Below are 26117 nucleotides of genomic sequence, written 5' to 3' on the forward strand. Positions count from 1 at the left end.
CTTTTCTAAGGAGTCGTCCATGAATGCCCCAACCTTGACCAGTGACCCCCCCGTTCAAAGCCTTGCCGATCTGGAAGGGCTGATTGAGCGCGTCCAACGGGCGCAGAGTCAGTACGCCCAATTTACCCAAGAGCAAGTGGATCACATTTTCCACGAAGCAGCCATGGCGGCCAACCAAGCCCGGATTCCCCTGGCCAAACAAGCCGTAGCCGAAACGGGCATGGGGGTTGTCGAAGATAAAGTTATTAAAAATCACTTTGCTTCGGAATACATCTACAACAAGTACAAAAATGAGAAAACCTGCGGCGTCATTGAGGATGACCCCATCTTTGGTATCCAAAAAATTGCTGAACCGGTGGGGATCATTGCCGGTGTGGTGCCGGTCACGAACCCCACTTCAACGACCATCTTTAAGGCACTGATTGCCCTGAAGACTCGCAATGGCATTATCTTTTCGCCCCACCCCCGGGCAAAGGCCTGTACGGTTGCAGCGGCCAAGGTAGTGTTGGATGCAGCGGTCGCTGCCGGCGCACCCCCCGATATTATTGGCTGGATTGATGAGCCGACGATTGAACTCTCCCAAGCCCTGATGCAGCACCCGCAGATCAAGCTGATTTTGGCCACGGGGGGACCAGGTATGGTCAAGGCAGCCTATTCCTCTGGCCATCCGGCGATCGGGGTCGGGGCCGGGAATACCCCCGTGCTCATTGATGCCACAGCCGATATTCCCACGGCAGTGAGTTCGATTCTCCTCAGTAAGGCCTTTGACAATGGCATGATCTGTGCCTCGGAGCAGGCAGTGATTGTTGTGGATGAGATTTATGACGCACTTAAAGCTGAGTTTCAACGGCGAGGGGCCTACCTTCTCTCCCCTGAGGAACGGCAGCAGGTGGCACAACTACTGCTGAAGGATGGTCGCCTCAATGCCGCCATTGTTGGTCAATCGGCCGCCACCATTGCCGCAATGGCCAATATCCAAGTACCGCCAGAAACCCGGGTACTCATTGGCGAGGTGAGTGAAGTGGGGCCGCAGGAGCCATTTTCCTATGAGAAACTCTGTCCGGTATTGGCGTTATATCGGGCACCCCAGTTCCATAAAGGGGTGGAGATTGCGGCCCAGTTGGTGAATTTTGGGGGCAAGGGGCATACATCTGTGCTCTATACCGATCCCCGCAATCAAGATGATATTGCCTATTTCAAATACCGCATGCAAACGGCGCGGGTTCTGATTAACACCCCTTCTTCCCAGGGGGCAATTGGCGATCTCTACAACTTCAAGTTAGATCCGTCGCTAACCCTTGGTTGTGGTACGTGGGGCGGCAACGTCACATCGGAAAATGTTGGTCCCCGTCACTTGCTGAATATTAAAACGGTGAGCGATCGCCGGGAAAATATGCTTTGGTTTCGGGTGCCGCCCAAGATCTACTTCAAACCCGGCTGTTTGCCCATTGCCCTGCGGGAGCTGGCGGGGAAAAAACGCGCCTTCCTCGTGACGGATAAACCCCTCTTTGACTTGGGGATCACTGAACCGATTGTCCATACCCTCGAAGAACTGGGCATCAAGTATGACATCTTCCATGAAGTGGAACCAGATCCAACCCTCAGTACCGTTAACCGCGGTCTAGGGTTGCTGCGGCAATATCAGCCGGATGTGATTGTTGCTGTGGGGGGTGGCTCACCTATGGATGCAGCCAAGGTGATGTGGCTGTTGTATGAGCATCCGGAGGTGGAGTTTGACGGCCTTGCGATGCGCTTCATGGATATTCGCAAGCGGGTGTATCAACTGCCTCCCTTGGGTCAAAAGGCAATCCTGGTGGCTATTCCCACCACCTCGGGGACGGGTTCAGAGGTGACCCCCTTTGCCGTGGTTACCGACGATCGCGTGGGGATTAAATATCCCTTGGCAGACTATGCCCTTACGCCAACGATGGCGATTGTGGATCCCGACTTGGTGCTGCACATGCCCAAGAAACTGACGGCCTACGGTGGCATTGATGCGCTGACCCATGCCCTGGAGGCCTATGTGTCGGTGCTCTCGACGGAGTTTACGGAGGGACTGGCTCTAGAGGCCATTAAACTGCTCTTTACCTACCTACCCCGTGCCTATCGCTTGGGGGCGGCGGATCCGGAGGCACGGGAGAAGGTCCACTATGCGGCGACGATCGCTGGCATGGCCTTTGCGAATGCCTTCTTGGGGGTCTGCCACTCGCTGGCCCACAAACTAGGCTCCACCTTCCACGTGCCCCACGGCTTGGCGAATGCACTCATGATTTCCCATGTGATTCGCTACAATGCCACGGATGCTCCCCTGAAGCAGGCGATTTTCCCGCAGTACAAGTATCCCCAAGCGAAGGAGCGCTATGCCCAAATTGCCGACTTCCTCGAATTGGGGGGCACGACCCCAGAGGAAAAAGTGGAGCGTCTCATTGCGGCAATTGAGGATTTGAAAGCCCAATTAGAAATTCCCGCCACGATTAAGGAGGCCCTCAACAGTGAGGATCAAGCGTTCTATGAGCAGGTGGAGAGCATGGCCGAACTGGCCTTTGACGATCAGTGCACGGGGGCCAATCCCCGCTATCCGCTGATCCAAGACCTCAAGGAGTTGTATATCCTGGCCTATATGGGGTGTCGGCGGGATGCGGCAGCCTACTATGGGGGGGAGGCAACGGGGAGTTGATGTGGCGTTATATTCCCCCCTTTGCAGCTCCAGCGAAGGTGCAAATGGCGGTGGATTCCTGGCTCTGGCAGCGGAGCGATCGCCCCTGTCTGCGGTTTTATACCTGGTCACCGCCCGCGATTTCCCTGGGCTACCGTCAAGGGCAAATTCCGGAGCAGTGGCAACACCTGCACTGGCAGGGACAACCGGTGGAGCTGGTGCGGCGACCTACTGGGGGGCGCGCGGTTTTACATCAAGGGGATCTGACCTACTCTTTGGTGGTGTGGGGGTTGGGGCAACGGCGCCGGCAGGTCTATGCCGATCTGTGTCAATTTCTCAAGGGGGGATTTGAGCGCCTAGGGTGGCCACTGCAGTTGGGAGAGGGAGGCTATGGCGCCAACGCACCCATCAATTGCTTTGCCCAGGCAACGGTGGCCGATTTAGTTTTACCGACTGGCGAGAAGGTCATTGGCAGTGCCCAAGCCTGGCGGGGCGATCGCGTCCTGCAGCACGGTTCGATTGTCCTTACCCCTGATCCCAATCTATGGCAGGAAGTATTTGGCAGCGTTCCCCATCGGCAGTCCCTTCCCCCTTTGGCGGTGGTGCAAGAGGCCCTTTTGGAGGCCTTTGAGGCGCAGTGGCAGGTGAGCCTGACCCCAGAACCCTTGAGCGATCGCGAGTGGCAAGAGATTAAGAGAATTTTGAACTGAGCTAGGCTATGATTGGCTTATTGTCTTGAGTATGGCCATGGCTCGCTGGCTGAGTGCACTTGTTTTAGCCCTTATTCTTTTGATCACAGGTTGTGCCTCCCCCCCACCCTCGCCCTACGAGCAGGTGCAGCAGGAGAGCACCCAGCGCAATGCCCCAGCGGCAGTCAGTCGCCAAGCCACCCAAGGCAGTGAATTGAATCGCTTCTTTCCGCCGGAAGGGAATGGCTTTGAGCGTATCTTTGTCCAAGAAAAAAAGGGCTTTGCCGAGGCTAAGCTGAAGAAAGATGGCAAGGAGTTGGCGATGCTGGCCATCTCCGATACCATTAGCACCCCTGAGGCGGCAGCCAAGTTTCAAAGCACTACGATGCAGATTGCCGGCTATCCAGCCGTAGAGGTGGGGACAACGCAAACGGCAATTCTGGTGGCTAACCGCTATCAGGTGAAGGTGCTCTCCCGCGATCCCAGTTTTACCGCCAGCGATCGCAAGGAATGGATTGAAAAATTTGATCTTGCTGGTTTAGCCCAACTTGCCCCCTAAGGAGATGACCGTGAGCGAACCTATCTACAAAATCGTTGATCAACTCCCCACTGGGGGTATCACCGTTATGGCTCTTCAGTCCTTGGATTTCATCCTCCCGGGGCAGTGGCAAAATATCGTTGGTTTTGAGAACACGATTCGCCATGTGACGGGGGAAACGGATCCTGCCCTGATCCGCCAAATTGGCGATCGCGCCGTGCGGCTCTTTAATGACAAGTCCCAAGGTTATCAGCGGGCACTGTGGCTCTATCAAACCGTGGACAATACCGATGCCCTCCTAGGGGCGGCCGCCCTTGCCAACAAAGTGGGTGAGAAAATTTCATTCTTCGGTTTCCTCGACAAAATCACCCCCAAACCAGAGCGGGCGCAGTCCCTTGACCTCAGCCTTAAGCTGATTGTGGAAATTCTCGCCTTTTGTCAAATCAATGGCATTCCTGGTGACAGCCTTAGTGACTTCCTGCGGGCCCTTGCCGACTACAGTGGCGAATCCCTGATGCGGATGGCCGCCCTCATCTGCTTTGATGGTCTGATTCCCCTCGGGCCTGACTTTCTCCTCAAGTGCTTGGGGACACTGCAAAGCTTGCAACCCAATGACTTGCAGGAAAACCCCACCTTCAAAGCCATCAGTGCTGTGGTGCCGGGGGGCAGTCCCAGCGGTCAATTGGGGTTTGTTATTCAGAGCTTTAATGCAGTGCAGGGGTGGATGAGCCAATTTGTGAGCAGCCATGAGTTAACGCCGCAAAAGGTGATCAATCGTCTGCAAAGCTTTATTGAACTCTCCAAAGATAACCTCGACTACTTGGGTGCCTTTTTAGACATGAGCACCAACTACTACTACCACACTGGGGTGCAAACCTTGGCACGCCGCTTGATTGAGCGAGCCGTTGCCGAGATTTAACTTCGAGATTAAACTTTAGGACATTTCCAGCATGCGTTGGATGGGCTTGAGGGCCGCAAGGCGCAGGTCCTCGGGCAGCTCAATTTGGGGCTTGCGATCGCGCATACACAAATAGAGCTTTTCTAGGGTATTCAGACGCATAAAGGGGCACTCATTACAATTGCAGGTCTGATCCTGAGGCGGTGCAGGAATAAAGGTTTTCTGAGGGTTGCGCCGCTGCATCTGGTGGAGAATCCCCGGCTCAGTGACAACGATAAACGTGTCACAATCTTCAGTTTGGCTGTAGTTGAGCAGGGCGGTTGTTGAACCAATGAAATTGGCATGGCGCAGCACCGCCTCTTCGCATTCGGGGTGGGCAATGACCTGAGCGTTGGGGTAGGTGGCCTTGAGTTCGAGGATACGTCGCTCTGAGAAGGTTTCATGGACAATACAACTGCCCTCCCAAAGCACCATTTGCCGACCCGTTTGCGCCATCACGTAGCGGCCAAGGTTGCGATCGGGGGCAAAAATCAAGGGTTGATCCGGCGGCAACTGCTGGACAATTTTCACCGCATTCGAACTGGTGCAGATAATGTCACTGAGGGCCTTAATTTCGGCAGAGCAGTTGATGTAGGAAATCACCCAATGGTCAGGATACTGCGCCTTAAAAGCAGCAAAGGCATCTGCAGGACAACTATCTGCTAAAGAACAGCCCGCCGCCAAATCGGGCAGCAGTACTAACTTATCGGGGTTGAGGATCTTGGCGGTTTCCGCCATGAAATGCACCCCTGCAAAGACAATGACGTCAGCATTAGTACTGGCCGCCTGCCGTGAGAGCCCCAAGGAATCACCAATGTAATCGGCCACATCCTGAATGGCCGGGTCTTGGTAGTAGTGCGCCAGAATGACCGCGTTCAGTTCCCGCTTCAGGTCCTGGATAGCGGCCACCAGATCAAGGGGAAGGGGGGGTTGGGGGGCAGCAAGGGTAGCAAACACAGTGTGTCCGTTTCCTCATCAATTGATTAGCCTCAGTGTCCCTCTATTATAGTGACTTTTACCAAAATTGCTATCACTGGCAACCACCTGTTGGACAAGGGCACGGGCACCATAGCTGACGCCGGCAGTGCCTTCCCCCGGATGCACGGAATCTCCCACTAACCACAGGTGGGGAATGGGGGTGCGGCTTGCCAAGCCAAAGGGGCCAAAGGTACTCAGGCGTTGACTGATGCCACCGACAATGCCATCTATTCGTGCCGTGTAGCGCCAGAAGGTGCGGGGAGTGGCCGCTTCGCAGTGGACAATGTACTCAGGCCGCAGATCAAAGAATTCCCCTAGGCGTTCCAGAGCTGTTTGGGTATATTGTGCCTTGGTGGCGGTGTAATCTAAGTCGGGCTGCCGCCAGAAATTCGGTTCAGTAAAACTGGAGGCAATCAGGGTACGATAGCCCTGGGGAGCACGGCCATCCTGGGGTTGACTCACAGAAACAAAGAGGGAGTTGTTTTCGCCAATTGGCCCCTGAGGATCGTAGAGAAATTGCAGGTGGGGTGGACAGACTTCCGGAATGGCGGCCTCCTTCACTCCCAGATAGAGGACAAAGGCACCGGAGGCCGGAGGCAGTCTTTTTAGGCGGCGGGCATAGCCAGGGGGAAGGGCATCGCCAAGGAGTTGGGGCAGGTTTTGGGCAGGGACATTGGCCACAATGTGATCGGCTTCAACGCGCTCCAAGGTTTTTGTTTTTAGGTTTTCCACCTGGACGGCGACGGCACGCCCTCCCTCGACTGCAATGTCATGCACCCGATGACGGGTGTAGATTTGGCCGCCATCCCGCCGCAAGGCATTGGCTAGCAAATCACTGAGAACCTGCATACTGCCGTGGAGATGGTAAAGACCGTGGGGCTCCTGGGAAAGGCAGAGGGCGGTGGCCGCATAGAGCAATGCTGTTTCACTGGCGTCCACTTGGGAGTAGAGCTTGAGTTGCAGATCCAGAAATTGCCGCAGCCGGCGATCGCTCCCCAGACCACAGAGATTCAGCCAATCGGTTACCGTCATTAGACTGAAGGGCACCGTGAGGAGGGTATCGGGACGGAGGGCTTGCACCAGTTGCCACAGATCAAAGCCATTGCGGGGGGGCAAAATTGGCTGCCGCTGCTGAAATCGCCAACTAATGGCAAAAAGTTGTTCAAGGCCTTGCCAAAATCGCTCACTGCCGGGAAAGTGGCGTTGACGTTCTAGTCGCCAGCGATCGCGATCGCGCCAAACATGAATGGGCGTTGTTTCCTGCGGCAGATACACCGCACAGGCGGGGTCACAGGGGGTTGCGGGCGGCAGAGGCATCTCCAATTCAGCAAAAATCTGGGCATGGATCCCCCCCGGCTCCAGACCCGCCACTTGGGTGGCACCCACATCAAAGGTAAAGCCACGCCGCTGAAAGGTTGAAGCACAGCCGCCTAATTGGGCCGCCTGTTCAAATAGTTGAACGCGGTAGCCCCGTCGGGCCAACAAGGCTGCTGTCGTCAGACCACCAATGCCGCCGCCAATGACGACCACATGCTTTGCCATTGTTATTCCTAAGTCAATGAGCAGTACTTAGCACTGTAGCCACGGGAAGCCAGGGCTGACAAGGAAAAGGGGGATCAACTAGCGCCGCCGCAACTGAAGCTGCTCATAGACCTGCCGCAAAGACACCCGATGATAGGCCAAGGCAACCAGGGTGTGGTAAAACAAGTCTGCTACCTCGCTGGCGATCGCCTCTGGATCATCGTCTTTGCAGGCCATGACAACTTCTGCCGTTTCTTCTCCCAGCTTCTTGAGAATTTTGTTATCCCCGGCAGTGAATAGGCTAGACGTGTAGGACTGCAACTGCGGGAAATCCCGCCGCTGGCAAACAATGTTATACACCTGTGAGAGAGTGTCGGCAGGCGGTGGCTCAATCGATTCCCCCTTGGCACCATGGCGGTGAAAACAACTACGCTCGCCTGTGTGGCAGGCAATGTGCCCCACCTGCTCTACAGTGAGCAATAGCGCATCACTATCGCAGTCATAGCGGATACTTTTTACCCACTGCACATGGCCAGAGGTTTCCCCCTTCGGCCACAATTCTTGGCGCGATCGACTCCAAAACCACGTGCGACCAGTCTCAAGGGTTTTCTGTAGCGATTCTCGATTCATCCACGCCAGCATCAGTACAGTGCCGTCCAAATAGTCTTGGACAATGGCTGGCACTAAACCCCGTTCATCGTAACGAATCTCATCTAGGGGGAGGCTAAGGGCAGTGGCGGGCATCAATCCTTGGCAGTTCTTCAGAGGGTGACCCGGAGATCACGCCTATCGCAAGCATCCCGTATTGCTGCTTCCTTCCGGACCTGACAAGGTTGAGGCGTTGCGATCGCATGATTCCGAGCCAACTTGGATCATAGCACAGGTCATCCAAGCCCATAAATCGCCCTATTAGGAATCTTTATTCCTAGTTTCTTAAAGAAAGTTTATATTAAAGAGGTAACAGCGTAAGATTTGGTAATGCCTATGACCCTTGCTGCACTGATGGTGACGCAGGCTGAGACTCTCCGTGGTCTCTTTCGGACGTTGACGGCAACCAGTTGTCCCTATCGCTATAACTTTCATCTCCACACGATTTGTTCGGATGGCCAGCTAACACCGCAGCAAGTGGCGCAACAGGCAATGATCCACGGTCTGAAAGGTTTTGCCATTACCGATCACCACGCCCTCGAGGGTTACTTTCAGGCGCGAACATACGTAGAAGCCTATCCAGGAACGGACCGCCCCCAGGTTTACACGGGTATTGAAATTACCGCCCAACTGCTTGATACCGAAGTACATATCCTTGGCTATGGCTTTGACCCCCATGCCCCAATCCTGCATCGCTATGCCATGGGCAGCGCCCCCGAAGGCGAATGGGCCCAGGCGGAGCGGGTGATTGCGGCTCTCCATGAGGCGGGCGGCTTGGCAATTTTGGCGCACCCGGCTCGCTATCGTCTACCTGCTGAACAATTGATTCCTGCTGCCGTAGCCCGGGGAATTGATGGGGTAGAAACCTACTATTGCTACGGCAATCCTGAGCCGTGGGAATCGACACCAGAAACTACCGCTTTGGTACACAGGCTGGCCGTTGAACACCAGCTTCTAGAGACCTGCGGCACGGATACCCACGGCCAAGATATTCTTGTGCGCCGATGACGGGGACTGAAATTCTGATCACCCTGGGGGCGATCGCCATCAGTTGGCTGGTGCTTCGTGGGTTAATCAAGGTACTCAAGGTAACGGTGGGTACCGCAATTCAAATTGCCCTGATTGTCTTTCTATTGCAAATCTTTTTTGGGATTGGTCCCGATCGCCTGTGGGAGCAGCTACAGCTTCTATGGTCACAGGTTATTCGCCATCTGCCAAATCTGCCAAGCCCTGCTTTGCCATCTTCCCAATAGGCAAGAAGAGTCAACGACCTACGGCGGCTAATTCTAAGGGGGGGCGATCGCGAGCCTTTTTGTGATTGCAGTCAGAATCGAGTCCTTCCTATGAAAGTGATCCTTCAATGACCAACAAGAGAAATCTAGACATTCTAGGCAGCCAGCCACGCCTCCCACATCAACACATTCCACAAATGGTATGCCCAGTTCCGCCGACCTAAAAGATGCTCCTGCCACTTTTGCCGCACTAGCTCTGGATTGAGAAAAGCTTCGCGCTTGAGCCGTTCTTCAGAGAGCAGATCCTCCGCCCATTCCCTTAGCGGTCCACGCAACCACTGATCGAGGGGGATGCCAAAACCCATCTTGGGCCGTTCAATTAGTTCCTTGGGCACGTAGCGATAGAGTACCTGGCGCAGCAGCCATTTGCTTTGCCCCCTCCTGATCTTGAAATAATGGGGCAGCTGCCAAGCAAATTCCACGATGCGGTGGTCTAGGAGCGGCACGCGAGTTTCCAGACTCACCCCCATCGCCGCACGATCCACCTTCACCAAGATATCATCCGGTAGGTAGGTGATGCTGTCGAGATACATCATGCGTGCCTCAAAGTCGGCGCCCTCCAGCACAGTCGCTGGCTCGGTCAGAGCTGTTCTAGGCTCTTCGGTACCAATCACTAGGGAAGTCGGATCATGCCAATGGGAAACAAAGCGCAGATAAATGTCTTCTGGTCGTCTGGTTACAAATAGGGCAGCTGCCTTGTGCAGCTTATCGCCGGGGAGGCGAAAGCGCAAGCGTTCTGGGAGCACCGGAGCTAAGAGAGCAAATACACGATTCCATGTCTGAGGCGAAATTGCCAGCACACCTTGCTCTGCGAGCTTGCGCATAGGTAACGGAATCCATGCGAGCCGCTGCCATAGGGAATGTGTCAAAAAATAACGGGTGTACCCCCCAAAGAGCTCATCACCCCCATCGCCGGAAAGGCTTACCGTCACCTGCTGCCGCGCCAGCTGAGCTAGCAAAAAGGTGGGAATCTGTGAGGAATCAGCGAACGGTTCATCATATAGGGAGGGCAACTTTGGGATGACTGCCATGGCCTCTTGGGGCGTTACATAAAGCTCAGTGTGGTTTGTTCTCAGATGGCAAGCCACAGCCTTGGCATGTTTGGCCTCGTTGTAGTCCTGCTCGTGAAAACCAATGGTGAAGGTCTTGACTGCTCGGCTTGACTGCGCCTGCATCAGCGCCACCACGGTGCTGGAATCAATTCCACCCGAAAGAAACGCTCCTAGGGGCACGTCCGCCATCATCTGGCCGGCGATGCTTTGCCTAAGGAGCCGCTCCAATTCCTCTACTGCATCAGCCTCACGACCTGTGAAGGGATTAGCGAGCCCCCTCTCTGCCACATCCCGCACTGACCAGTAGGGCTTGATGTTGCCTCTACTGCCCACAGCTAGCGGCTCACCACCATGGCTAGCTGCCCTAAACTGCACAAAGCAACCTGGGGGTAGCTTCCAGATGTTTTCGTAGATGCTCCACGGTGCGGGTATGTAGTCGTACCGCATGAAAAGAGCTAGCGATCGCCGCTCAATGGCATTGTCAAACCCTGGATATGCCCGCAATGCCTTGAGCTCGGAGCCAAATACTAGTGCGTCGCGCACCCAGCCATAGTAGAGCGGCTTTTCGCCCATGCGATCGCGCGCCAGTGTGAGCGTACGCGTTTCCCGATCCCAGAGGGCTATGGCAAACATTCCCACGACGCGCTTGAGTGTCTTTTCAATACCCAATGCTGCGAATGCTGCGAGCAATGTCTCTGTATCGGAATGACCACGCCACACTGGTGCCGTTCCGCCTGCGCCGACTTTCGAGAGCTCCTCGCGCAATTCCAGATGGTTATAAATCTCCCCGTTAAAGGCGATCACGTAACGCCCCGTGGCAGACACCATGGGCTGGTGGCCGGCAGGGGATAAATCGAGGATAGCGAGCCTGCGATGTCCCAGTGCAATGCCCACTTCTGTATCTACCCATACGCCAACATCATCCGGCCCGCGGTGGACGAGCGTATCCGCCATGCGCTGAATGGTAGCGCTTACCTCATCTGTGGGACAACCGCAAGGTTGCCAGAAACCGGTCAGACCACACATCAGTCAGTTTTGATAAACCTCATCATCACAAAGATCTGGTCATGGCTGTTTAAAACGTGCGCCCAGATGCTCTCGCAACCTCAAAATATCATATCTACAATTCGTGGCGCCCATACCTGCAATGAGTAGTTGTCCTCCACATGCCGGCGGCCAGCCTCGCCCATATGTTTTCGAAACCGCCAATTCAGTATCAGTTCCGCCAATGACTGAAGCTACTCTTCTTGTGCCACAGGGAGAAAACTATTATAGCCTGGTGTAACAATATCAACGTTTACGCCGACTGGGGACGCCACAACCGGTAGACAAGCTGCCTGATACTGAATCAGCTTATAGCCGCATTTGACGCGCTCCCCTGGTGCGTCAGGTAAAAGCATGATCCAATGTCTAACGCAGCCAGTTCGGAGGCTTCTGTTTTTTCAGCCCAAGGGCAAGGTTCAAATGGCGTATCCACGAGTTGGCCACGACGCGCCCCAATAGCCACACAGCGAATAGGATAGTGGGTACTTATAGCTATTCCAATAAAGAATGAGACATTAGGGTGCGACGCGAAAGCTAGCCAGATGATTGTCCCACTAGCCCAACAAGCTAGAACGGGACCGGTTGTGCCCCCAACCGTAGCCTAGGGAGGCATGCGTGACTGGTAACGGTCAGGTATGAAGCCCTCCCGACAACGTAGCCCGAACCGCAAGGTTGAAGCCGAATCCGTGAGGAGGAAGCAACTTCACCAGCGTCAGGTGATAGGGAGCTAGGCTTGAGGGTATGGTGAACGTAAGTGAAGTGACGCCAGAAGCCTCGTTACTCTCAGCAGGCCAAAGACGCTGACAGGCCTGGGCCAAAATGGCAAGTGGACGGCTACACCTCTCCTAATTAGGTGTACGGGGACATTAGCTCCACCGGGGTAAAGTCACCACCTAACCCCTCGCGTCATCTGGTTGGAACGCGGTAAGCCCGTACTTCCGCCTTGATAGGCCAAGCACAAGGCAAGTGGACTGCGAGGAACACCCATGGAAGTGCGGGTAGAGGAGACGGGAAAAAGCGAATGCTAGCCTGTAATGGGTTAGATAGGGATTGAGAATGCTGGCAGGACATTCAACATCATCCCACTCGAAAGAGGGCAGACTTCCCGTCGGTTCCCCATTACGAGAAAATCTATAGAACCTCCCTAATGGTGACAAAGCAAATGGCGGTGACCTTGAGTCACTGGTGCGGTCACCAACCCTCCCACCAAGGGTAGGCAGGCTGTAGATGAGTATCGTAAAGGTTGTACACACAACCGGTTCCTCTTAAATGAGGGGTTTTGGGGGGCCTGAGCCGGATGCGAGGAAACTTGCACGTCCGGTTCTTAGGGGGCTAGGGGGCAGTAATGCCCCCCTGCTACCCGACTGGCCTTGCGTTCGTCCTCGATGATTGGCGGAGCCAGTGTCCTCAATATTGTGGTGGGCCTGCTGCGCATGAAGGCGGCGGCAGTGCTGCTGCAAGACATGTTGGGGACAGCATTCGGCATCACCGGTTTGGGCGTGGGCAATGTCCAGATCACTCCAGATCACTGCTGCGAACGCGGAAGATGGGAGTGAAGCCGTTGGCACTCTTTGCGGCACGCTGGGGCTTGCAGTCCTCAACGCTCTTTTTTAGGGAGCTTCAGCGAGTGTATTGCGGTGCTCGTAATGATCCGAATCAGGCGGGTGACGTGGTCTGGCTCGCTGTTGGGGTCGTGCTGACGATTGCAGTTGGCTCTCAAGCAGCGCTGCTGACGAGTCTGCGGGGGGTAGGCATCTGGTTCGGATCAATGTCAGCGCGGGCATGTTTGGCTCAATTTGTTGAGATCAGCAAGCTTTGGCTCTGGGGCAAGCGGGGGCTTTTGACCATGGTTTTGGTCGCTCCTGCGGCAACCTTCTTTCTGGTACTTCTCTAGGTTCGCCAGCTCGGGCTGCTATTCGAGCATCTAGTCATGCGCGCCCTTGTCCAGAGCAAACTTGGCACCGACAGTCTCGGTCAGTTCCAAGCCGCTTGGGCGATCGACACGACCTACATCAGTTTTATTTTATCCTTAGTGCCATGAGTACAGACTATTATCTGCGTCTGACAGCAGTAATCAGTGATCACGGTGAGGGTCGGCGCCTACTCAGTCTAGTCAATCAACACACCGAGGTTGGTCTTCTTCTCTGTATCCCGGTTTTGGTGCTGATGCTAGGCCTAGCACGCTGGGTGATTGGACTCCTCTACTCGAACGCCTTCGGCCCAGGAGCTGGAGTCCTTCGCTGGCACCTTTTGAGCTTGGGCGACATACTAAAAGTGTAATGAGTTGGCCGGTTAGTTATGTAATTCAATTCTCACACAGGAGGCTGGAAAGAACTTTGTATTCATCGAACCGCTAGGCATCAGGGTCTTGGTCTTTAACGTTGCTCTTGGATTGCCCGCTTCGGCGGTGTTTGGGGGGCGAGTTGCCTTTCTTGCAATTTATGTTGGAATTTATACCACCTGCTTTCCTAGTCTATATTTCTTTCTTATTTCTTAGTTATGATGGTCCCTCGAACTTTCTTTGCCTTCCTGTGGTCCCGCGCTGTGGCAGCACAGACTAGCCTTGTTATTGCTGGTGCTGTTGCATTCGAGCTGACATCGCGCTGGTCTGAGGCCGCAAGTGTGGTATTGGCTGTGAAAATGACATTTCTCCTTACCCATAGGGACTTATCTACCTCGCTGATAAGATCGAAACCAGGGCCAGACTCGACGTCTTCACCAACTGGGGAAGAATGCTTTGCGTATGGATGATACAGCAATAATCCGCACCTATGGCAAAAAGAACCTCCCGGACGGCACGACAGATCGTCCCTTGGTCACCTTTGCTGTCTTCGCTTACAACCAGGAGAAATACATTCGCGAGGCAGTCGAGGACGCCTTCGCACAGACCTACTCGCCCCTCGAGATCATCCTATCGGACGACTGTTCGAGCGACGGCACCTTTGAGATCATGAAACAGATGGCGTGTGAGTATAGGGGGCCACATCGGGTACTGGTGCGTCAGAGTGAACTCAATTTCGGCACAGCCCTTCATGTATCAGCTGTTGCCAAAATGGCGTGCGGCGAGCTTCTGGTGGTTGCTGCCGGAGATGATGTTTCATTCCCACATCGAGTAGAGATGCTTGTTGAGAAATGGCTGAAATCGAACAAAGAGCCCGTGCTTCTTCATAGCGCTATGATCCAAGTTTCGGAGGAATGTCCAGAAGCACGAAGGACTTTGTACATAAAAGATGACAATAAGGTAAACCTGGAATGCTATCTCTCGGGTAACCCTCTCCCTTTTCTCCCGCCAACATTTGCTTACTCGAAGATACTTTTTAGTCAATTTCCACCAATGATTGGGGGAAGTATTATCGAAGATGGGCCTCTAGATACTGTCGTCACGAGATTGATGCCCAAATGGCGATACAACGGATGTGCACAGCAGCAAGGAAAGAAGCCGTATTTTTGGCGTATCGCGTGGCAATACCTCGCCAACGCTTGAGATGCAAAAAAGCATTCTCAACCAGATGACGAAGCCGATACAACTGCTTGTCGCATTCACGTCGCTGTCTGCGATGTCTGCGCGAAGGGATGACAGGCTGCATCCCATGCTCTTTGGCTTGGGCGATGAGGGCATCACTGTCGTAGCCTTTGTCCGCCAACAGGTACTTTGCATCGATTCCTTCGATCAAGGTTGCAGCTTGGCGACAATCCGCAGTGGTACCTGCTGTGATAACCATTCGCAGCGGCATACCATGCGCATCCACGGCCAGATGTATCTTGGTATTGAGCCCCCTTTTGTACGGCCCATGTCTTGGTTGCCGCCTTTGGCCCCTGTGGCATGAGGGTGGACTTTGACATGAGTAGCATCGATGATCAACCATTCGTAATCGGGCTCGTCGATCAACTGCTCAAGGACCTTTTCCCACACGCCTTTGTCTCGCCAGCGGCAGAACCTTCGATGCACGTTCTTCCAATCTCCGTACTCCGGGGGTAAATCCCGCCAAGGGGCGCCGGTGCGCAGTATCCAGAACACCGCATTGATGAACTGCCGGTTGTCTTTCGCCACACCCCCCCAGCTCCCTCGGCGTCCAGGTAGATGCGGTTCCAACCGCTCCCAAACCCGGTCGGAAATATCGTGGCGACGGTAGTCAGGTGTCCTCATGGCACGGTCCTATAATACAGTCCAGACACACGCTCAGTATCTCATAAACTCGTGACGGCACTATCTAATGTTTCGTGCCCTTTTAATGGGGCCAATTGCCGGCGTTGAAGAACCCTTGGTTCTGGGCAGAGTGCTGAAACGATCGTCTGGCCGAGGCTACCGAATCTCAAATCACGAAAGATGGAACCTATTTGTACTTAGTCGGATTATATCTTCAGTAACAAAGTTAAGAGATTTAGTCCATGTAAGTGCCATAGATGATGATCTAAAAGTTCGTTTGGAAAAAAACTTGATAAGGACTGTTCGCGCGCTTGCATCATCGATTGTGCTTCCATCGAAAGCACATGGTAAAGTTTATCGTGCCTTTAAATTTATTTACCTTTTATTTCGGTACCCGTACCGGGCCAAGATTCTTCACCGCATTGCGAATAGCTTGATGCTAGCGGTTTTTCTTGAGCGGGATTCGATCCGGCGGATGCGCCGTTTCCTCTCGAAAAAACCGGCGTTACCCGAAAAGTTGGAAAAGGAGAGTTTGTATGACGCGTAGAAGTCTGAGGGATGGCAAGCCGCAGGCTGAACCCGGTCGAAAGGGTCAGAGTCTGCGACGAGGGCTAAAGAAGCTGCTTCCAACACCACTATGGAGAGTTGCAGGTCGAGCGTATCGATACGCAGGGCGCATTGGGGTCTGGGCTCATGTCGGCATGCGTATACGCGGCAGTGATCCCGAAAGTGCACGTATCCTGCGCCGAGCCCTACTACAAGCCCCACTGTCGGCGTTGCGTGATCTGGACGAATGGCAATTCCCGATGGTGGATGAGGAATGCACTGTCATAGCCAAGGGTGTGGGAAGGTTTCGCATTCGTGGTCGTACAGACGATCTCTTCCACGCCCTTCCCGGGCAGGAGCCGGCGGTCGAACGTGCTGTCCGGTTCTTGCTGAAGCCAGGAGACACCTTTATTGACGCAGGCGCCAACATCAGGTTCTACACTGTGCTGGCGAGCCAACTTGTCGGCCCTCGCGGCAAGGTGATTGCCATCGAAATAATGCCGGAGACCGCGGCCGTTCTGCGGGATAATATTGCACTCAACGGCGCGAGCAATGTCCGGGTGGTGGAAGCGGCACTCTCCGAGGTGTCGGGGCATAGCGCAACCGCGACCGCGCCGCCGGGCAAGCTTGGGCAAGCGCGGCTTGGTACTCCTTCAGTGACGGGGGCGGTTCCGGTTATGACAACAACGCTGAAGGACATTCTTGCTGATGTCGCCTGCGTTAGTCTGATGAAGCTTGATGTTGAGGGCATGGAGATTCCGGCCGTTAGGGGCGCGGGCGATTCCTTGCGACGGATCAGGGCGATCATTTTCGAAGTCTTGGGCCCCGAGACTGACGCGACCTCTCTCCTGGAAAGCCACGGCTATCGGGTGACAGCGCTGGATGACCGCAACAGGCTGGCCCGTCTTGAGGAGGTGTGAGATTGGCACGCATCTCCCTTCTCCTGCCCGACCTGCGTGGTGGCGGAGCCGAGCGGCTAGGCCTTGTCCTTGCTGAGGAATTCGTGCGGCTGGGCCATGAGGTTGAGTTCGTTCTCATGCGTGCCGAAGGGGAGCTTCTGGCCGAGGCGCGGCGTGGCTACCCGATTGTGGACCTTAATGCGCCTCGGGCGCGGAACGTCGTGCCGGTCCTTGCCCGCTATCTGCGCACACGCCGTCCTGATGCCCTGATCGCAGCGATGTGGCCATTGACTGCCCTCGCGCCGATTGCCGCGCTTATTGCCGGTTTTCGGGGAAAGGTGCTAGTCAGCGAGCATTCCATCCTCTCGCAGCAATACGCATCGTGGGGCAAACTTCACTCCTTTGCCCTGCAATTCTCGACTTGCGTGGGCTATCGGCTCGCCTCGGTTCGCGTGGGCGTGTCGCATGGAGCCTGCGCCGATATGGCCGCCTTGTCGCGAATGGCTCTAGACTGCTTTGAAACAATCTACAACCCTGTTCGTCTAGCGAAACAGCCCTCACCAGAGGTGCTGCAGGCTGTCGATGCACTGTGGGAAACTGGGCGGCCGCGCATCCTGAGTGTTGGCGCTCTGAAACCGGTGAAAAACCACGCCCTTCTGTTGCGCGCCTTTGCCATGCTGCCACGTTCCGAGGCAAAGCTGATGCTCCTCGGGAAGGGTCAGAACGAGGCTGCCTTGCGCGCTTTGGCCGCCGAGCTCGGGATTGCAGACCGGGTGATCTTCGCTGGCTTCCACCCCGATCCTGCACCCTTCTACGCCACGGCGGATCTGTTCGTCCTGTCCTCCGATTATGAAGGCTTTGGCAACGTGATCGTCGAGGCCCTGTCCTTCGGCCTGCCGGTCGTTTCCACCGACTGCCCCTCGGGTCCGGCGGAAATCCTTGCGGAGGGGCGGTTCGGCCGCCTTGTTCCGGTAGGGGATGCGCCGGCGCTGGCCCGGGCCATGGATGCAGTCCTCGATTCCCCTGTGGATCGCGATGCCCTGCGGCAACGCGCGGCCGATTTCGCGCCTGAGATCGCAGCGCGCAAGTATCTGGACCTCTTGAGTTTTGCATGACTTCCGTTCTCTACCTCACCTGCAACGGCCTTCTCGAGCCCTTGGGGCAGAGCCAGATCATCGCCTATCTGCGCGGGCTGTCAGGCGATTACGCGATCACGCTCTACACCCATGAAAAGCCGGAGGATCTGGCCGACAACGCTGCGCTTGAACGTGCCCGTGTCGACTGTATGCATTATGGCATCCGGTGGGAGATGCGCCGCTTTCGCCGCAAGCCGAAGCTGATTGCCTCGGCCATGAGGCTGCTGGCCATGTTTCTGTTCGCCCTGCGGGAGGTGCGGGCGGGCCGGGTCGGGCTCATCCATACGCGCTCCTACCTTCCGGCTGCGGTGGCATGGGCGGTATGGCGGCTAAGGGGAACGCCGTTCATCTTCGACATGCGGGCCCTATGGCCGGAGGAGCTGATCACGGCCGGCCGGCTTCGGCGTGGTTCGCTACTGCATCGTGTGATCGCCATGATCGAACGCCTCTGTCTACGCGACGCAGCTGCGGTGGTGTCACTTACCCATGCCGCCGTCGCATATCTGCGCACGGTCTACCCTGCAGAGCTTTCGAGTCAGGAGATTGCCGTCATTCCCACCTGCGCCGATCTGGATCGATTCTCTCCACCACCTGATGGACCGCCGGTGGGGCCAATGGTGCATGGGTGTATCGGCACGCTGTTGAGTGGTTGGTTCCGCATCGACTGGCTTACGGCATGGATCGCAACTGTCGCCGAATGTGACCCAGCGGCGCGCTTTTCGATCATTTCGCGCGATCATCCGGCGCGCATTCGCACCGCGCTCGATCCGCAAGGGTTGTTGGGAGATCGGCTCGAGATTGGCAGCCGCAGACCGGAAGAGATGCCGGACGCCGTCCGCCAGCATCATCTATCGGTGATGTTTTACGCGGGAGGTGCGGTTTCCGAGCTGGGGCGATCGCCCACCCGCCTGGCTGAAGTCCTGGGGACTGGTCTTCCCGTGGTGGCGAACGAGGGTGTGGGGGATGTGGCGCGAATCGTGCGCGACAATCGGGTCGGCGTGGTTCTCGACGATCCGTCGCCCGAGGCAGTCCGCCGCGCGCTCGATGAGCTCAAGGCGCTGATGGCCGACTCCGATCTTTCGGCGCGCTGCCGCCGAACAGCCGAAGAGCTTTTCTCGCTTGAAGTCGGAACTGTGGCTTATGACCGCCTCTATCGCCGCATTTTCGGGACAGAGGGTACCTGACATGTGTGCTCTGACCGGGATCCTTGCCGGCAGCGGCCCCCACCACTCTGACCTCGCGTCCATAGCTATAGCTAGGCGCATGGTGGAAGCGCTTTATCACCGCGGACCCGACGATGGCGAGGTGTGGACTGAGGAGGGCATCGCGCTTGACCACTGGCGGCTCTCAATCCTAGATCTCTCGCTGGCCGGGGCGCAGCCCATGGTCTCGCCCTCGAGGCAGTTTGTGATTGCGTACAACGGCGAGATTTACAACCATTTCGAGCTGCGCCGTGAGCTTGAGAATGCAGGTGCTGTTTCTGTCTGGCGCGGGGATTCAGATACAGAAACGCTTCTAGTCAGCATAGAACACTGGGGCCTTGAGGAGACGCTTACCTGAGCTACCGGTATGTTTGCCCTCGCCCTTTGGGACCGGCTGGCGCGGTTGCTTTTCCTTGCCCGCGATCGCATCGGTGAACAGCCGCTCTACTGGGGCTGGGCCGGGCGCGACCTGGTGTTTGGCTCGGAGCTGAAGGCGCTGCGTCGCTATCCAGACTTTCCGCGCGAGATCTACCGCGAGGCGCTGGGGCTGTATGTCCGGTATGCCTATGTGCCCGCACCGTGGAGCATCCACCCTGGGGTCTTCAAGCTCGAGCCCAGCTGCATCCTTGAACTTTCTGGGCCGGTGACCGCAGCGCCGCCGACTGCTCCATTGCGCCCGGGCGGTTCCTTTGAGGGGCTGTCGATTCGGCGCTACTGGTCGCTTGCCCATCTGGTCGCGCAGGGCGCGCAGGAGCGCTTCACAGATGAGGGGGAGGTGATCGCCGCAGTCGAGGCAGCCCTCGAAACTGCCGTTAGCCGCCAGCTCATCCCCGACGTCCAGCTGGGCGCCTTTCTATCCGGCGGGATCGACAGCTCGCTGGTCGTGGCGCTGATGCGGAAGGTGACAGACGTCCCGGTGTAGACCTTCACCATCGGCTTCGAGGATCCGGCCTTCGACGAAAGCCCCCATGCCGAGGCCGGAGTCCGCCATCTGAGGACCGAGCACACGACGCTAACCGTGACCAAGTCCGAGGCGCGCGAGGTGATCCCGAATCTGCCCGACGTGTACGACGAGCCCTTCGTAGATCCCCACTCACCTCGTGTGCCGCGCAGCCCGCCGCCACGTTACGGTGGCGCTGTCGGGTGATGGTGGCGACGAGCTTTTCGGCGGCTACAACCGGTATTTCTGGGGGCCGCGGATCTCGGATAAGCTGGTGTGGATGCCGTGTGGTTTGCGCCATGTGCTTGGGCGCGGGATATATGCAGTTCCCATTGAGCTTTGGGACCGGCTGAACCACTTCGCTCTGCCTTCCCGTCGGGTTGCGCTTCTTGGAGACAAGGTACATCGGCTTGGCGATCGGCTGCGGACTGTGCGGGATTACAAGGATATTTACCGTTTCCTGGTGACCTTGTGGCTGGGTTCCGGATGATACTCAGTGAGGTGGGGCATCCGAAGTGCTCGCTCGACGATCCGACCCCTGCGCTTCTCGATCCCGACCCCGCCACCTGGATGATGTTCCAGGACATGCGCAGCTACCTACCCGAAGACATTTTACGCAAGGTGGACCGGGCAGCGATGGGCATCAGCCTCGAGACGCGCACGCCCTTCCTCGACCCCGGCGTGCTCAAGGCTTCGATGCAGGTACCGACGGCCATGAAAATCCGAAACGGCCAAGGCAAGTGGATCCTACGCCAGATGCTGTATCGGTACATACCCCGCGAACTAATCGAGCGGCCAAAGGCCGGTTTCGCTATTCCAATCGATGAATGGCTGCGCAGACCGCTACGTCCTTGGGCCGAGGATTTGTTATCAGAAAATGCGCTGGGGCGTGCTGGCTTGATTAAGCCTGCTCCTGTTCAGGGAGCTTGGCAGGAACACTGTTCACGACGACGCGATTGGACGTACCAGCTGTGGGTTATACTAATGTTACAAGCTTGGAAAGAGAACTTAAATGGATAATGTAGACACAAAGACTGTTCAGTCCTTTGGAGATGAATGGTTGCATTTCGATCAATCTATCCTTGACAAAACGGAATATGGACGACTCTTTGAGAGCTATTTCCGAATCTTCCCATGGGATAGTCTGCCTCAAAATTCATGGGGTTTTGATATGGGATGTGGATCTGGCCGCTGGGCAAGGGGTGTAGCCGCCAAAGTTGGGCACCTCACTTGCATAGATCCTTCCTCAAAGGCGCTGGCTGCAGCAAAACGTAATCTGGCCGTCTTTCACAATATTAGCTTTATAAATGCGAGCACCTCCGACATGCCGCTTGAACCAAACAGTCAGGATTTCGGGTATTCACTTGGGGTGCTTCACCATCTCCCAGATACTACTCGCGCTCAGAAGTGTTGAAAAAGAGTTTAAGAGACTAGAAAAAAAAGAAGAAATGTTGTATTTTTCCTCAAAAGCAGAAAAAACAATCAGTCTATTACGATATCTTTTGCAACTCTTGTCAAGTGTATTGTCAATCCGCTCAGCCCGTGTGACTACCCCGTCCTCAACTCTCAATTATTCCTCAAAATCTGGTTGATCTACATTCTTGACCAAGGGTTAACCAGCATAGTAGCATTATTTTATCCCTTGAATAATTCAGGGATTAGGGTGGACATATCCACTTTTTCAAAGTTAACAGAACAATGAAAGTGCTCATTCTAACGAGGTACGAATCGCTTGGGGCGAGTAGCCGTGTACGGTTTATGCAGTATCTGCCGCTTCTGCAGGAGGCTGGTATCGAAGCCTTGATATGTCCCCTGTTGAATGACGGGTACATTCAATCCCTTTACTCAGGGTCTAGACCTCTGGTTAATATATTGAGTCGATATTGGAAAAGAATCCTTGATCTATTGAGGATCGGGAGATTTGACATTTTATGGATTGAGAAAGAGCTATTCCCCTGGTTACCCGATTGGATCGAAAAAATGTTTTTACAATCGGCTCCTCCTTTTATTTTAGATTTTGATGATGCGATTTTTCATAATTACGATCAATCTCGATCAATTCTGGTAAATAAATTGTTGGGAAGAAAGATAGACTCGCTGATGAAGTGTGCCGATCTGGTCATGGCTGGCAATCCGTACATTGCAACGCGCGCTATCGACGCTGGGGCAAAAAAAGTCGTCGTCGTGCCGACAGTAGTTGACCTTAAGCGGTATGACATAACTGTAGTTCATCATGACAAGGCTGTTGTGACAATTGGCTGGATAGGGTCCCCTTCTACGGCCAATTACTTGCACATAGTGCAGGAACCCTTGCGGGAACTAAGTACCCGCTATTCTATTCGCTGTGTGGCTATTGGGGCGCGTCGTGAACAACTCTTGGGTACGCCATTTGAACCTCGCCCTTGGGCTGAAAAAACAGAGGCCTCCGAACTGGCTGCGTTAGACATTGGCATCATGCCTTTACCTGACGCGCCATGGGAGCGCGGCAAATGCGGGTACAAGCTAATTCAGTACATGGCCTGCGGTTTGCCAGTGGTTGCTTCACCGGTTGGTGTGAACTGTGAGATTGTCGAGCACGGTGTCAACGGGTTTCTCGCCAGTACCGATGCGGAGTGGCGGCACGCGATTGAGACTTTGATTAACGATGCCGATCTACGCTCTCGCATGGGGGCAGCCGGGCGCCGCAAAGTAGAACATGAATACTCATTACAGGTGTGGGGAGACAGGGTGGCAGAATTGTTTCTTGATGTGGCCAAAAGTTGAGCGGGGCTTGGGCTGGATGGTAGTTTAGAGACAGACGCAGTACAGCAGGTCGCTTTCTAAAGCCCTACCGCTAATCAAGGCCTGTCTCTTAAGCATTTTTTTCATTCTGTCATTCAAATGCTCTACTCAAATTTTTCAGGTGAGTCGTGCCACTATCCATCACCAGCTAAGGGGGACAACTGAGCGCGCACCCTTGTTCCCCGTTGTTCTTGGACACTCGATTGGCAGTCCTTAGCGGCAGACGTTGTAGTCCATTCCGATCCGGGTTTAATCGGTGCGCTGAAGCGAGCGCGGATCTATGCATGGTCAAATGGTTCTATTGCAGAAGTGTTGCAAGATAGATTAAGAGGCTAGAAAAAAGGGAACAAATGTCATATTCTTCCCTTAGAAGAAGGAAGAATACAAATTTACTACGTCATCTTTTGCAACTCTTGTCAAGTCTATTCTCAAATTAAGGTAGACATCTTCACTTTTTCGAAAGCCAACAAAACTCAGGACATCAGCTTATTCGAAGGTATTTACACTCACTTGATGTCTCAAGCAAAAAGAGACATCATTCTTCCATTCTGATGGTGTTTCCTATCGATTCAACTGTCATTAGCCTGACGAGTGAACTCTTTTTTCTATCAATATCATCAAGTGAAGTTAATTACAGGATTTATTTAACAGAGAATATTCTGGGTAAAGCGGTGATTTCTTTTTGGGGAGAGACATGACCTGAGCTTTCAAGAGGAGATTCTAGGAATGATCTCTGAGAATGCTGTTGTGGTAATGGATAGAGGGTTTGCAAGTTGGAAATTTTTAGAGCAACTGAGTGAGAGGAACTGTTTATTTGTTGTACGTCTCAAAAATAATATGAGAATGAAGTTCAATGATCATAGATATCGAGTAGTTGAATTTTATGACGAGAATCAAAGGGAGTTTTGTCTTGCGACGAATCTAAAGCATCTGAGTGATGAGGAAGTGAGTCAACTATATCGGCATCGGTGGGCGATTGAGAATCTATGGAAATTTCTGAAGATGCATTTATCCTTAGACAGGCTGATTGCAAAGAGCTTGAAGGGAATGGTGAATCAGATTTATATGTTTCTAATTGTATATTTAATTTTAGAGCTAGTGGATGTACCTAAATACTTTGGGAGGAAGCTATTAGATAAATTGCGATATCTGCAACTCGAACTCAGTCGTGGGTGCTCGGTAGTGCATTGGTGCTTTGATTGGCAGCCAGAGCAACTCATCACTTAGAATGTTAAGTTTTGTTTCGGGATTCAACACTTCTCGGCTCAAACTATGGCAATGGGCACGACCTAGGCACCCAAACCAACCTACCAGATGGATTAGGAACAAATACTTCACAAGGTAGGCAATAAGAATTGGGTGTTCAGCACTCTATTGAAGGCCAAGAAAAACAACCTGACGGCCATATACCTCATCAAAGCGTCAGGCAGACCCATACAACGCCATGTCAAAATCAAAAGTGAAGCTAATCCATTCCTGCCCAAATGGGAAGAGTACTTCCAGAACCATCGGAAAAACTAAAGAACCACTGAACGAGTATCGAAGAACCAAACGGCTTGTCTGGAAACGATAAGGCGGAATCTGTCCAGTTTGTGGCGAGCCAATCACACAGGACACCCCTGTGGAAACTCATCACAGCCTACCCCGCCACAAGGGTGGGACAGATGAACTGGACAACCTCGTCTTAATCCACACACACTGCCACAAACAGGTGCATAGTCGCAGTTGTCAACACAGCCGGCTCCTGTCACAAGAGGCTTTGTAGAGGCTTAAGCCGGATGCGGGGAAACTCGCACGTCCGGTTCCTAGAGGGACAAGATGGCAGTAATGTCTCCTTGCTACTCGACTGAGGGAGGCGATCGCCCCGGGTTTGATCCAGCCACTCAAAAATCCAATCCAACTGCTCCAACGTCATCAGACCATACTGCCAAAGAATAATTGGCAACGAAGCCCGTTGCTGCTGCCATTGGCGCACAGCCATAGCAATGCTCTGCGGGGGCAATGCCAGTTCCTGTTCAAGATAGTGGAACAGTTGAGGAGAGTAGAGCATTGCAGGTAACAGTGGTTGATTAACAGGGATAACGGTGTATTTAGGGGTTTAGACATGCAGTATAGCAACGGGATTCTCAGGATAGGGCGAATTTAACAAAAGCGGCACATCACCTGAGAAGACCCTGGGGCTGATTGCAATGTTTCGCAGCATACCCTTAAGATAATTAAAAAAGATGCCCAATTTGTAAATTTTTATTACGATGCTTCAGCAACTTCAGCGCTGGTTTTGCCAAATTGCTTTAGGGATGGTGCTTGTCAGCCTCTGCTGGCTGGGGGCGATCGCCCCTGCCCATGGCTTCAACAATCCAGAGTTGTTACCCGCTGAGCCAACCAATGTCGTTGACTTAGCAGAAATTCTGACACCCGTTCAAAAAAAACACCTTGACAGCGAACTAGCAGAATTTGAAGCACAGACGGGCTGGAAATTGCGTGTCCTCACCCAGTACGATCGCACCCCCGGCTTGGCAGTGCGAGATTTTTGGGACTTAGATGATCGCAGTATTCTCCTAGTGGCCGACACGCGGGGCGGCAATCTCTTGAACTTTAATGTTGGTGACACCGCCTACCGCGTCCTCCAGCGCACCTTTTGGGTGGAATTGCAAACCCGCTTTGGCAACCAATACTTTGTCCGCGATAATGGCGAGGATCAGGCAATCCTACAATCTCTCCATGCCATTGAAACCTGCCTTGCCCAGGGCGGCTGCCGTGCTGTGCCGGGATTGCCCCAAGAGCAATGGATCCTTACCCTCGCCACCTCGATCTTTGGCGGTATCATTTTGGGATTTGTCGCTCGTCCCCGCCGTGCCGATGAAAAAGTAGCTTGGAAATGGATTCTTCTCTTTTCGCCGCTGTGGGGGATGCTGTTCTTTGCCTTTGGCCTTGGCCCTGTTGTGGTGCGCACCCAAGAATGGCTACCCGTTCTGCGCAATGTGGCCGGTTTTGCCCTAGGTGCCATTGTTGCCTTTTTGATTCCTGCACCCAGTGGCCCACCCCTCGTACCTGAGGAATAGGCACCTTTAAGCATCTGGATTGGAAAATCGCCTAGGATTGGGGTTAGCT

Annotated in this window: 23 protein-coding genes, 1 other RNA gene and 2 pseudogenes; 19 read left to right on the forward strand and 7 right to left on the reverse strand. The window is 54.3% G+C overall.

Annotated elements, in window-relative coordinates:
• The first annotated feature begins 19 nt into the window (after nucleotides 1–19).
• From adhE to TLL_RS01145, 4 genes are read left to right on the forward strand one after another with little or no spacing between them, the layout of a single operon-like run.
• Nucleotides 20–2677 carry a bifunctional acetaldehyde-CoA/alcohol dehydrogenase gene (gene adhE / locus TLL_RS01130; protein WP_011056082.1) on the forward strand — a complete coding sequence of 886 codons (2658 nt, stop codon included), beginning with the start codon at nucleotides 20–22 and terminating at the stop codon, nucleotides 2675–2677.
• The gene (locus TLL_RS01135) at nucleotides 2677–3366 is read left to right on the forward strand and encodes a lipoate--protein ligase family protein (RefSeq protein WP_164920653.1); all 690 of its coding nucleotides are present in this window, start codon (nucleotides 2677–2679) and stop codon (nucleotides 3364–3366) included. The genes adhE and TLL_RS01135 overlap by 1 nt, the downstream gene beginning before the upstream one ends.
• A 31-nt stretch (nucleotides 3367–3397) precedes the next feature.
• Entirely contained in the window at nucleotides 3398–3904 is a 507-nt protein-coding gene (locus TLL_RS01140) for a hypothetical protein (protein WP_011056084.1), read from the forward strand.
• Nucleotides 3905–3914: 10 nt separating this feature from the next.
• Nucleotides 3915–4802, forward strand: a complete 888-nt coding sequence (locus tag TLL_RS01145) for a hypothetical protein (protein ID WP_164920654.1) — start codon at nucleotides 3915–3917, stop codon at nucleotides 4800–4802.
• 15 nt (nucleotides 4803–4817) lie between these two features.
• Here the strand turns inward: TLL_RS01145 and nadA are convergent, their stop codons facing one another.
• The 4 genes from nadA to ffs form a co-directional block, all read right to left on the reverse strand.
• Nucleotides 4818–5777: a quinolinate synthase NadA gene (gene nadA, locus TLL_RS01150; RefSeq protein ID WP_011056086.1), complete on the reverse strand. Its 960-nt coding sequence runs from the start codon at nucleotides 5775–5777 to the stop codon at nucleotides 4818–4820.
• Nucleotides 5778–5795: 18 nt separating this feature from the next.
• Nucleotides 5796–7340: a C-3',4' desaturase CrtD gene (gene crtD / locus TLL_RS01155; RefSeq protein ID WP_011056087.1), complete on the reverse strand. Its 1545-nt coding sequence runs from the start codon at nucleotides 7338–7340 to the stop codon at nucleotides 5796–5798.
• Between the two features lie 78 nt (nucleotides 7341–7418).
• Complete coding sequence (hisIE, locus tag TLL_RS01160) at nucleotides 7419–8063, reverse strand: bifunctional phosphoribosyl-AMP cyclohydrolase/phosphoribosyl-ATP diphosphatase HisIE (RefSeq protein WP_011056088.1); 645 nt, start codon at nucleotides 8061–8063, stop codon at nucleotides 7419–7421.
• A 23-nt stretch (nucleotides 8064–8086) separates the two neighbouring features.
• Nucleotides 8087–8183, reverse strand: an RNA gene (gene ffs, locus TLL_RS01165) — signal recognition particle sRNA small type.
• Between the two features lie 120 nt (nucleotides 8184–8303).
• Between ffs and TLL_RS01170 the strand changes: the two genes are divergently transcribed.
• Both TLL_RS01170 and TLL_RS01175 read left to right on the forward strand, forming a co-directional pair.
• Nucleotides 8304–8975 (forward strand): PHP domain-containing protein, encoded by a 672-nt coding sequence (locus TLL_RS01170; protein ID WP_164920655.1) that lies wholly within the window; start codon nucleotides 8304–8306, stop codon nucleotides 8973–8975.
• Nucleotides 8972–9220, forward strand: a complete 249-nt coding sequence (locus tag TLL_RS01175; RefSeq protein ID WP_011056090.1) for a hypothetical protein — start codon at nucleotides 8972–8974, stop codon at nucleotides 9218–9220. Before TLL_RS01170 ends, TLL_RS01175 begins: the two co-directional genes overlap by 4 nt.
• A 134-nt stretch (nucleotides 9221–9354) precedes the next feature.
• Here the strand turns inward: TLL_RS01175 and asnB (TLL_RS01180) are convergent, their stop codons facing one another.
• On the reverse strand, nucleotides 9355–11337 hold the full coding sequence (asnB, locus tag TLL_RS01180) for an asparagine synthase (glutamine-hydrolyzing) (RefSeq protein WP_011056091.1): 1983 nt from the start codon (nucleotides 11335–11337) through the stop codon (nucleotides 9355–9357).
• 1564 nt (nucleotides 11338–12901) lie between these two features.
• Between asnB (TLL_RS01180) and TLL_RS01185 the strand changes: the two genes are divergently transcribed.
• Nucleotides 12902–13249: a hypothetical protein gene (locus TLL_RS01185; RefSeq protein WP_011056093.1), complete on the forward strand. Its 348-nt coding sequence runs from the start codon at nucleotides 12902–12904 to the stop codon at nucleotides 13247–13249.
• Between the two features lie 849 nt (nucleotides 13250–14098).
• Nucleotides 14099–14839: a glycosyltransferase family 2 protein gene (locus tag TLL_RS01190; protein ID WP_164920656.1), complete on the forward strand. Its 741-nt coding sequence runs from the start codon at nucleotides 14099–14101 to the stop codon at nucleotides 14837–14839.
• On the opposite strand, the gene TLL_RS01195 is transcribed toward TLL_RS01190, so the two are convergent.
• Nucleotides 14736–15502, reverse strand: a protein-coding gene (locus TLL_RS01195; RefSeq protein WP_164920657.1) for an IS5-like element ISTel4 family transposase whose coding sequence is annotated in 2 segments (ribosomal slippage) — nucleotides 14736–15127 and nucleotides 15127–15502 — 768 coding nt in all. Because the reading frame shifts where the segments join, the coding sequence is not laid out codon by codon here. The genes TLL_RS01190 and TLL_RS01195 overlap by 104 nt on opposite strands.
• Before the next feature lie 67 nt (nucleotides 15503–15569).
• Here TLL_RS01195 and TLL_RS01200 point away from each other — a divergent pair.
• The 10 genes and pseudogenes from TLL_RS01200 (at nucleotide 15570) to TLL_RS13425 (ending at nucleotide 24771) form a co-directional block, all read left to right on the forward strand.
• Nucleotides 15570–16049, forward strand: a complete 480-nt coding sequence (locus TLL_RS01200) for a hypothetical protein (protein ID WP_164920658.1) — start codon at nucleotides 15570–15572, stop codon at nucleotides 16047–16049.
• A 154-nt stretch (nucleotides 16050–16203) separates the two neighbouring features.
• The gene (locus tag TLL_RS01205; RefSeq protein ID WP_164920659.1) at nucleotides 16204–16968 is read left to right on the forward strand and encodes an FkbM family methyltransferase; all 765 of its coding nucleotides are present in this window, start codon (nucleotides 16204–16206) and stop codon (nucleotides 16966–16968) included.
• Nucleotides 16965–18062: a glycosyltransferase gene (locus TLL_RS01210; RefSeq protein WP_011056097.1), complete on the forward strand. Its 1098-nt coding sequence runs from the start codon at nucleotides 16965–16967 to the stop codon at nucleotides 18060–18062. Before TLL_RS01205 ends, TLL_RS01210 begins: the two co-directional genes overlap by 4 nt.
• Nucleotides 18059–19267: a glycosyltransferase family 4 protein gene (locus TLL_RS01215; RefSeq protein ID WP_011056098.1), complete on the forward strand. Its 1209-nt coding sequence runs from the start codon at nucleotides 18059–18061 to the stop codon at nucleotides 19265–19267. The genes TLL_RS01210 and TLL_RS01215 overlap by 4 nt, the downstream gene beginning before the upstream one ends.
• 79 nt (nucleotides 19268–19346) lie before the next feature.
• Nucleotides 19347–20715 (forward strand): annotated as a pseudogene (asnB, locus tag TLL_RS12815) (asparagine synthase (glutamine-hydrolyzing)).
• A complete protein-coding gene (locus TLL_RS12985; protein ID WP_197524121.1) occupies nucleotides 20712–21245 on the forward strand; it encodes an asparagine synthase C-terminal domain-containing protein in 534 nt (177 codons plus the stop codon). The pseudogene asnB (TLL_RS12815) and the gene TLL_RS12985 overlap by 4 nt, the downstream one beginning before the upstream one ends.
• Nucleotides 21238–21639: a class I SAM-dependent methyltransferase gene (locus TLL_RS01225; RefSeq protein WP_164920660.1), complete on the forward strand. Its 402-nt coding sequence runs from the start codon at nucleotides 21238–21240 to the stop codon at nucleotides 21637–21639. Before TLL_RS12985 ends, TLL_RS01225 begins: the two co-directional genes overlap by 8 nt.
• 566 nt (nucleotides 21640–22205) lie before the next feature.
• A complete protein-coding gene (locus TLL_RS01230; RefSeq protein ID WP_197524122.1) occupies nucleotides 22206–22988 on the forward strand; it encodes a glycosyltransferase family 4 protein in 783 nt (260 codons plus the stop codon).
• Between the two features lie 714 nt (nucleotides 22989–23702).
• Nucleotides 23703–24233: pseudogene (locus TLL_RS13420) on the forward strand (transposase); the annotation flags it as partial.
• 352 nt (nucleotides 24234–24585) lie between these two features.
• A complete protein-coding gene (locus TLL_RS13425; RefSeq protein WP_407635180.1) occupies nucleotides 24586–24771 on the forward strand; it encodes an HNH endonuclease in 186 nt (61 codons plus the stop codon).
• Here the strand turns inward: TLL_RS13425 and TLL_RS13110 are convergent.
• Entirely contained in the window at nucleotides 24754–25056 is a 303-nt protein-coding gene (locus TLL_RS13110; protein ID WP_011056103.1) for a DUF2949 domain-containing protein, read from the reverse strand. The two genes, TLL_RS13425 and TLL_RS13110, sit on opposite strands and share 18 nt — an antisense overlap.
• A 202-nt stretch (nucleotides 25057–25258) precedes the next feature.
• On the opposite strand from TLL_RS13110, the gene TLL_RS01255 reads away from it, so the two are divergent.
• The gene (locus TLL_RS01255) at nucleotides 25259–26068 is read left to right on the forward strand and encodes a TPM domain-containing protein (RefSeq protein WP_011056104.1); all 810 of its coding nucleotides are present in this window, start codon (nucleotides 25259–25261) and stop codon (nucleotides 26066–26068) included.
• Nucleotides 26069–26117: the final 49 nt, after the last annotated feature.

It is taken from the genome of Thermosynechococcus vestitus BP-1 (assembly GCF_000011345.1).
GTDB classification, from domain to species: Bacteria; Cyanobacteriota; Cyanobacteriia; order Thermosynechococcales; family Thermosynechococcaceae; genus Thermosynechococcus; species Thermosynechococcus vestitus.

Coding starts and splice junctions, on each gene's coding strand:
- adhE (WP_011056082.1), top strand. CDS start 20: ATGAATGCCCCAACCTTGACCAGTGACCCCCCCGTTCAAAGCCTTGCC.
- TLL_RS01135 (WP_164920653.1), top strand. CDS start 2,677: ATGTGGCGTTATATTCCCCCCTTTGCAGCTCCAGCGAAGGTGCAAATG.
- TLL_RS01140 (WP_011056084.1), top strand. CDS start 3,398: ATGGCCATGGCTCGCTGGCTGAGTGCACTTGTTTTAGCCCTTATTCTT.
- crtD (WP_011056087.1), bottom strand. CDS start 7,340: ATGGCAAAGCATGTGGTCGTCATTGGCGGCGGCATTGGTGGTCTGACG.
- hisIE (WP_011056088.1), bottom strand. CDS start 8,063: ATGCCCGCCACTGCCCTTAGCCTCCCCCTAGATGAGATTCGTTACGAT.
- TLL_RS01170 (WP_164920655.1), top strand. CDS start 8,304: ATGACCCTTGCTGCACTGATGGTGACGCAGGCTGAGACTCTCCGTGGT.
- TLL_RS01175 (WP_011056090.1), top strand. CDS start 8,972: ATGACGGGGACTGAAATTCTGATCACCCTGGGGGCGATCGCCATCAGT.
- asnB (WP_011056091.1), bottom strand. CDS start 11,337: ATGTGTGGTCTGACCGGTTTCTGGCAACCTTGCGGTTGTCCCACAGAT.
- TLL_RS01185 (WP_011056093.1), top strand. CDS start 12,902: ATGGGAGTGAAGCCGTTGGCACTCTTTGCGGCACGCTGGGGCTTGCAG.
- TLL_RS01190 (WP_164920656.1), top strand. CDS start 14,099: ATGGATGATACAGCAATAATCCGCACCTATGGCAAAAAGAACCTCCCG.
- TLL_RS01200 (WP_164920658.1), top strand. CDS start 15,570: ATGTTTCGTGCCCTTTTAATGGGGCCAATTGCCGGCGTTGAAGAACCC.
- TLL_RS01205 (WP_164920659.1), top strand. CDS start 16,204: ATGCGTATACGCGGCAGTGATCCCGAAAGTGCACGTATCCTGCGCCGA.
- TLL_RS01215 (WP_011056098.1), top strand. CDS start 18,059: ATGACTTCCGTTCTCTACCTCACCTGCAACGGCCTTCTCGAGCCCTTG.
- TLL_RS12985 (WP_197524121.1), top strand. CDS start 20,712: ATGATACTCAGTGAGGTGGGGCATCCGAAGTGCTCGCTCGACGATCCG.
- TLL_RS01225 (WP_164920660.1), top strand. CDS start 21,238: ATGGATAATGTAGACACAAAGACTGTTCAGTCCTTTGGAGATGAATGG.
- TLL_RS01230 (WP_197524122.1), top strand. CDS start 22,206: ATGTTTTTACAATCGGCTCCTCCTTTTATTTTAGATTTTGATGATGCG.
- TLL_RS13110 (WP_011056103.1), bottom strand. CDS start 25,056: ATGCTCTACTCTCCTCAACTGTTCCACTATCTTGAACAGGAACTGGCA.
- TLL_RS01255 (WP_011056104.1), top strand. CDS start 25,259: ATGCTTCAGCAACTTCAGCGCTGGTTTTGCCAAATTGCTTTAGGGATG.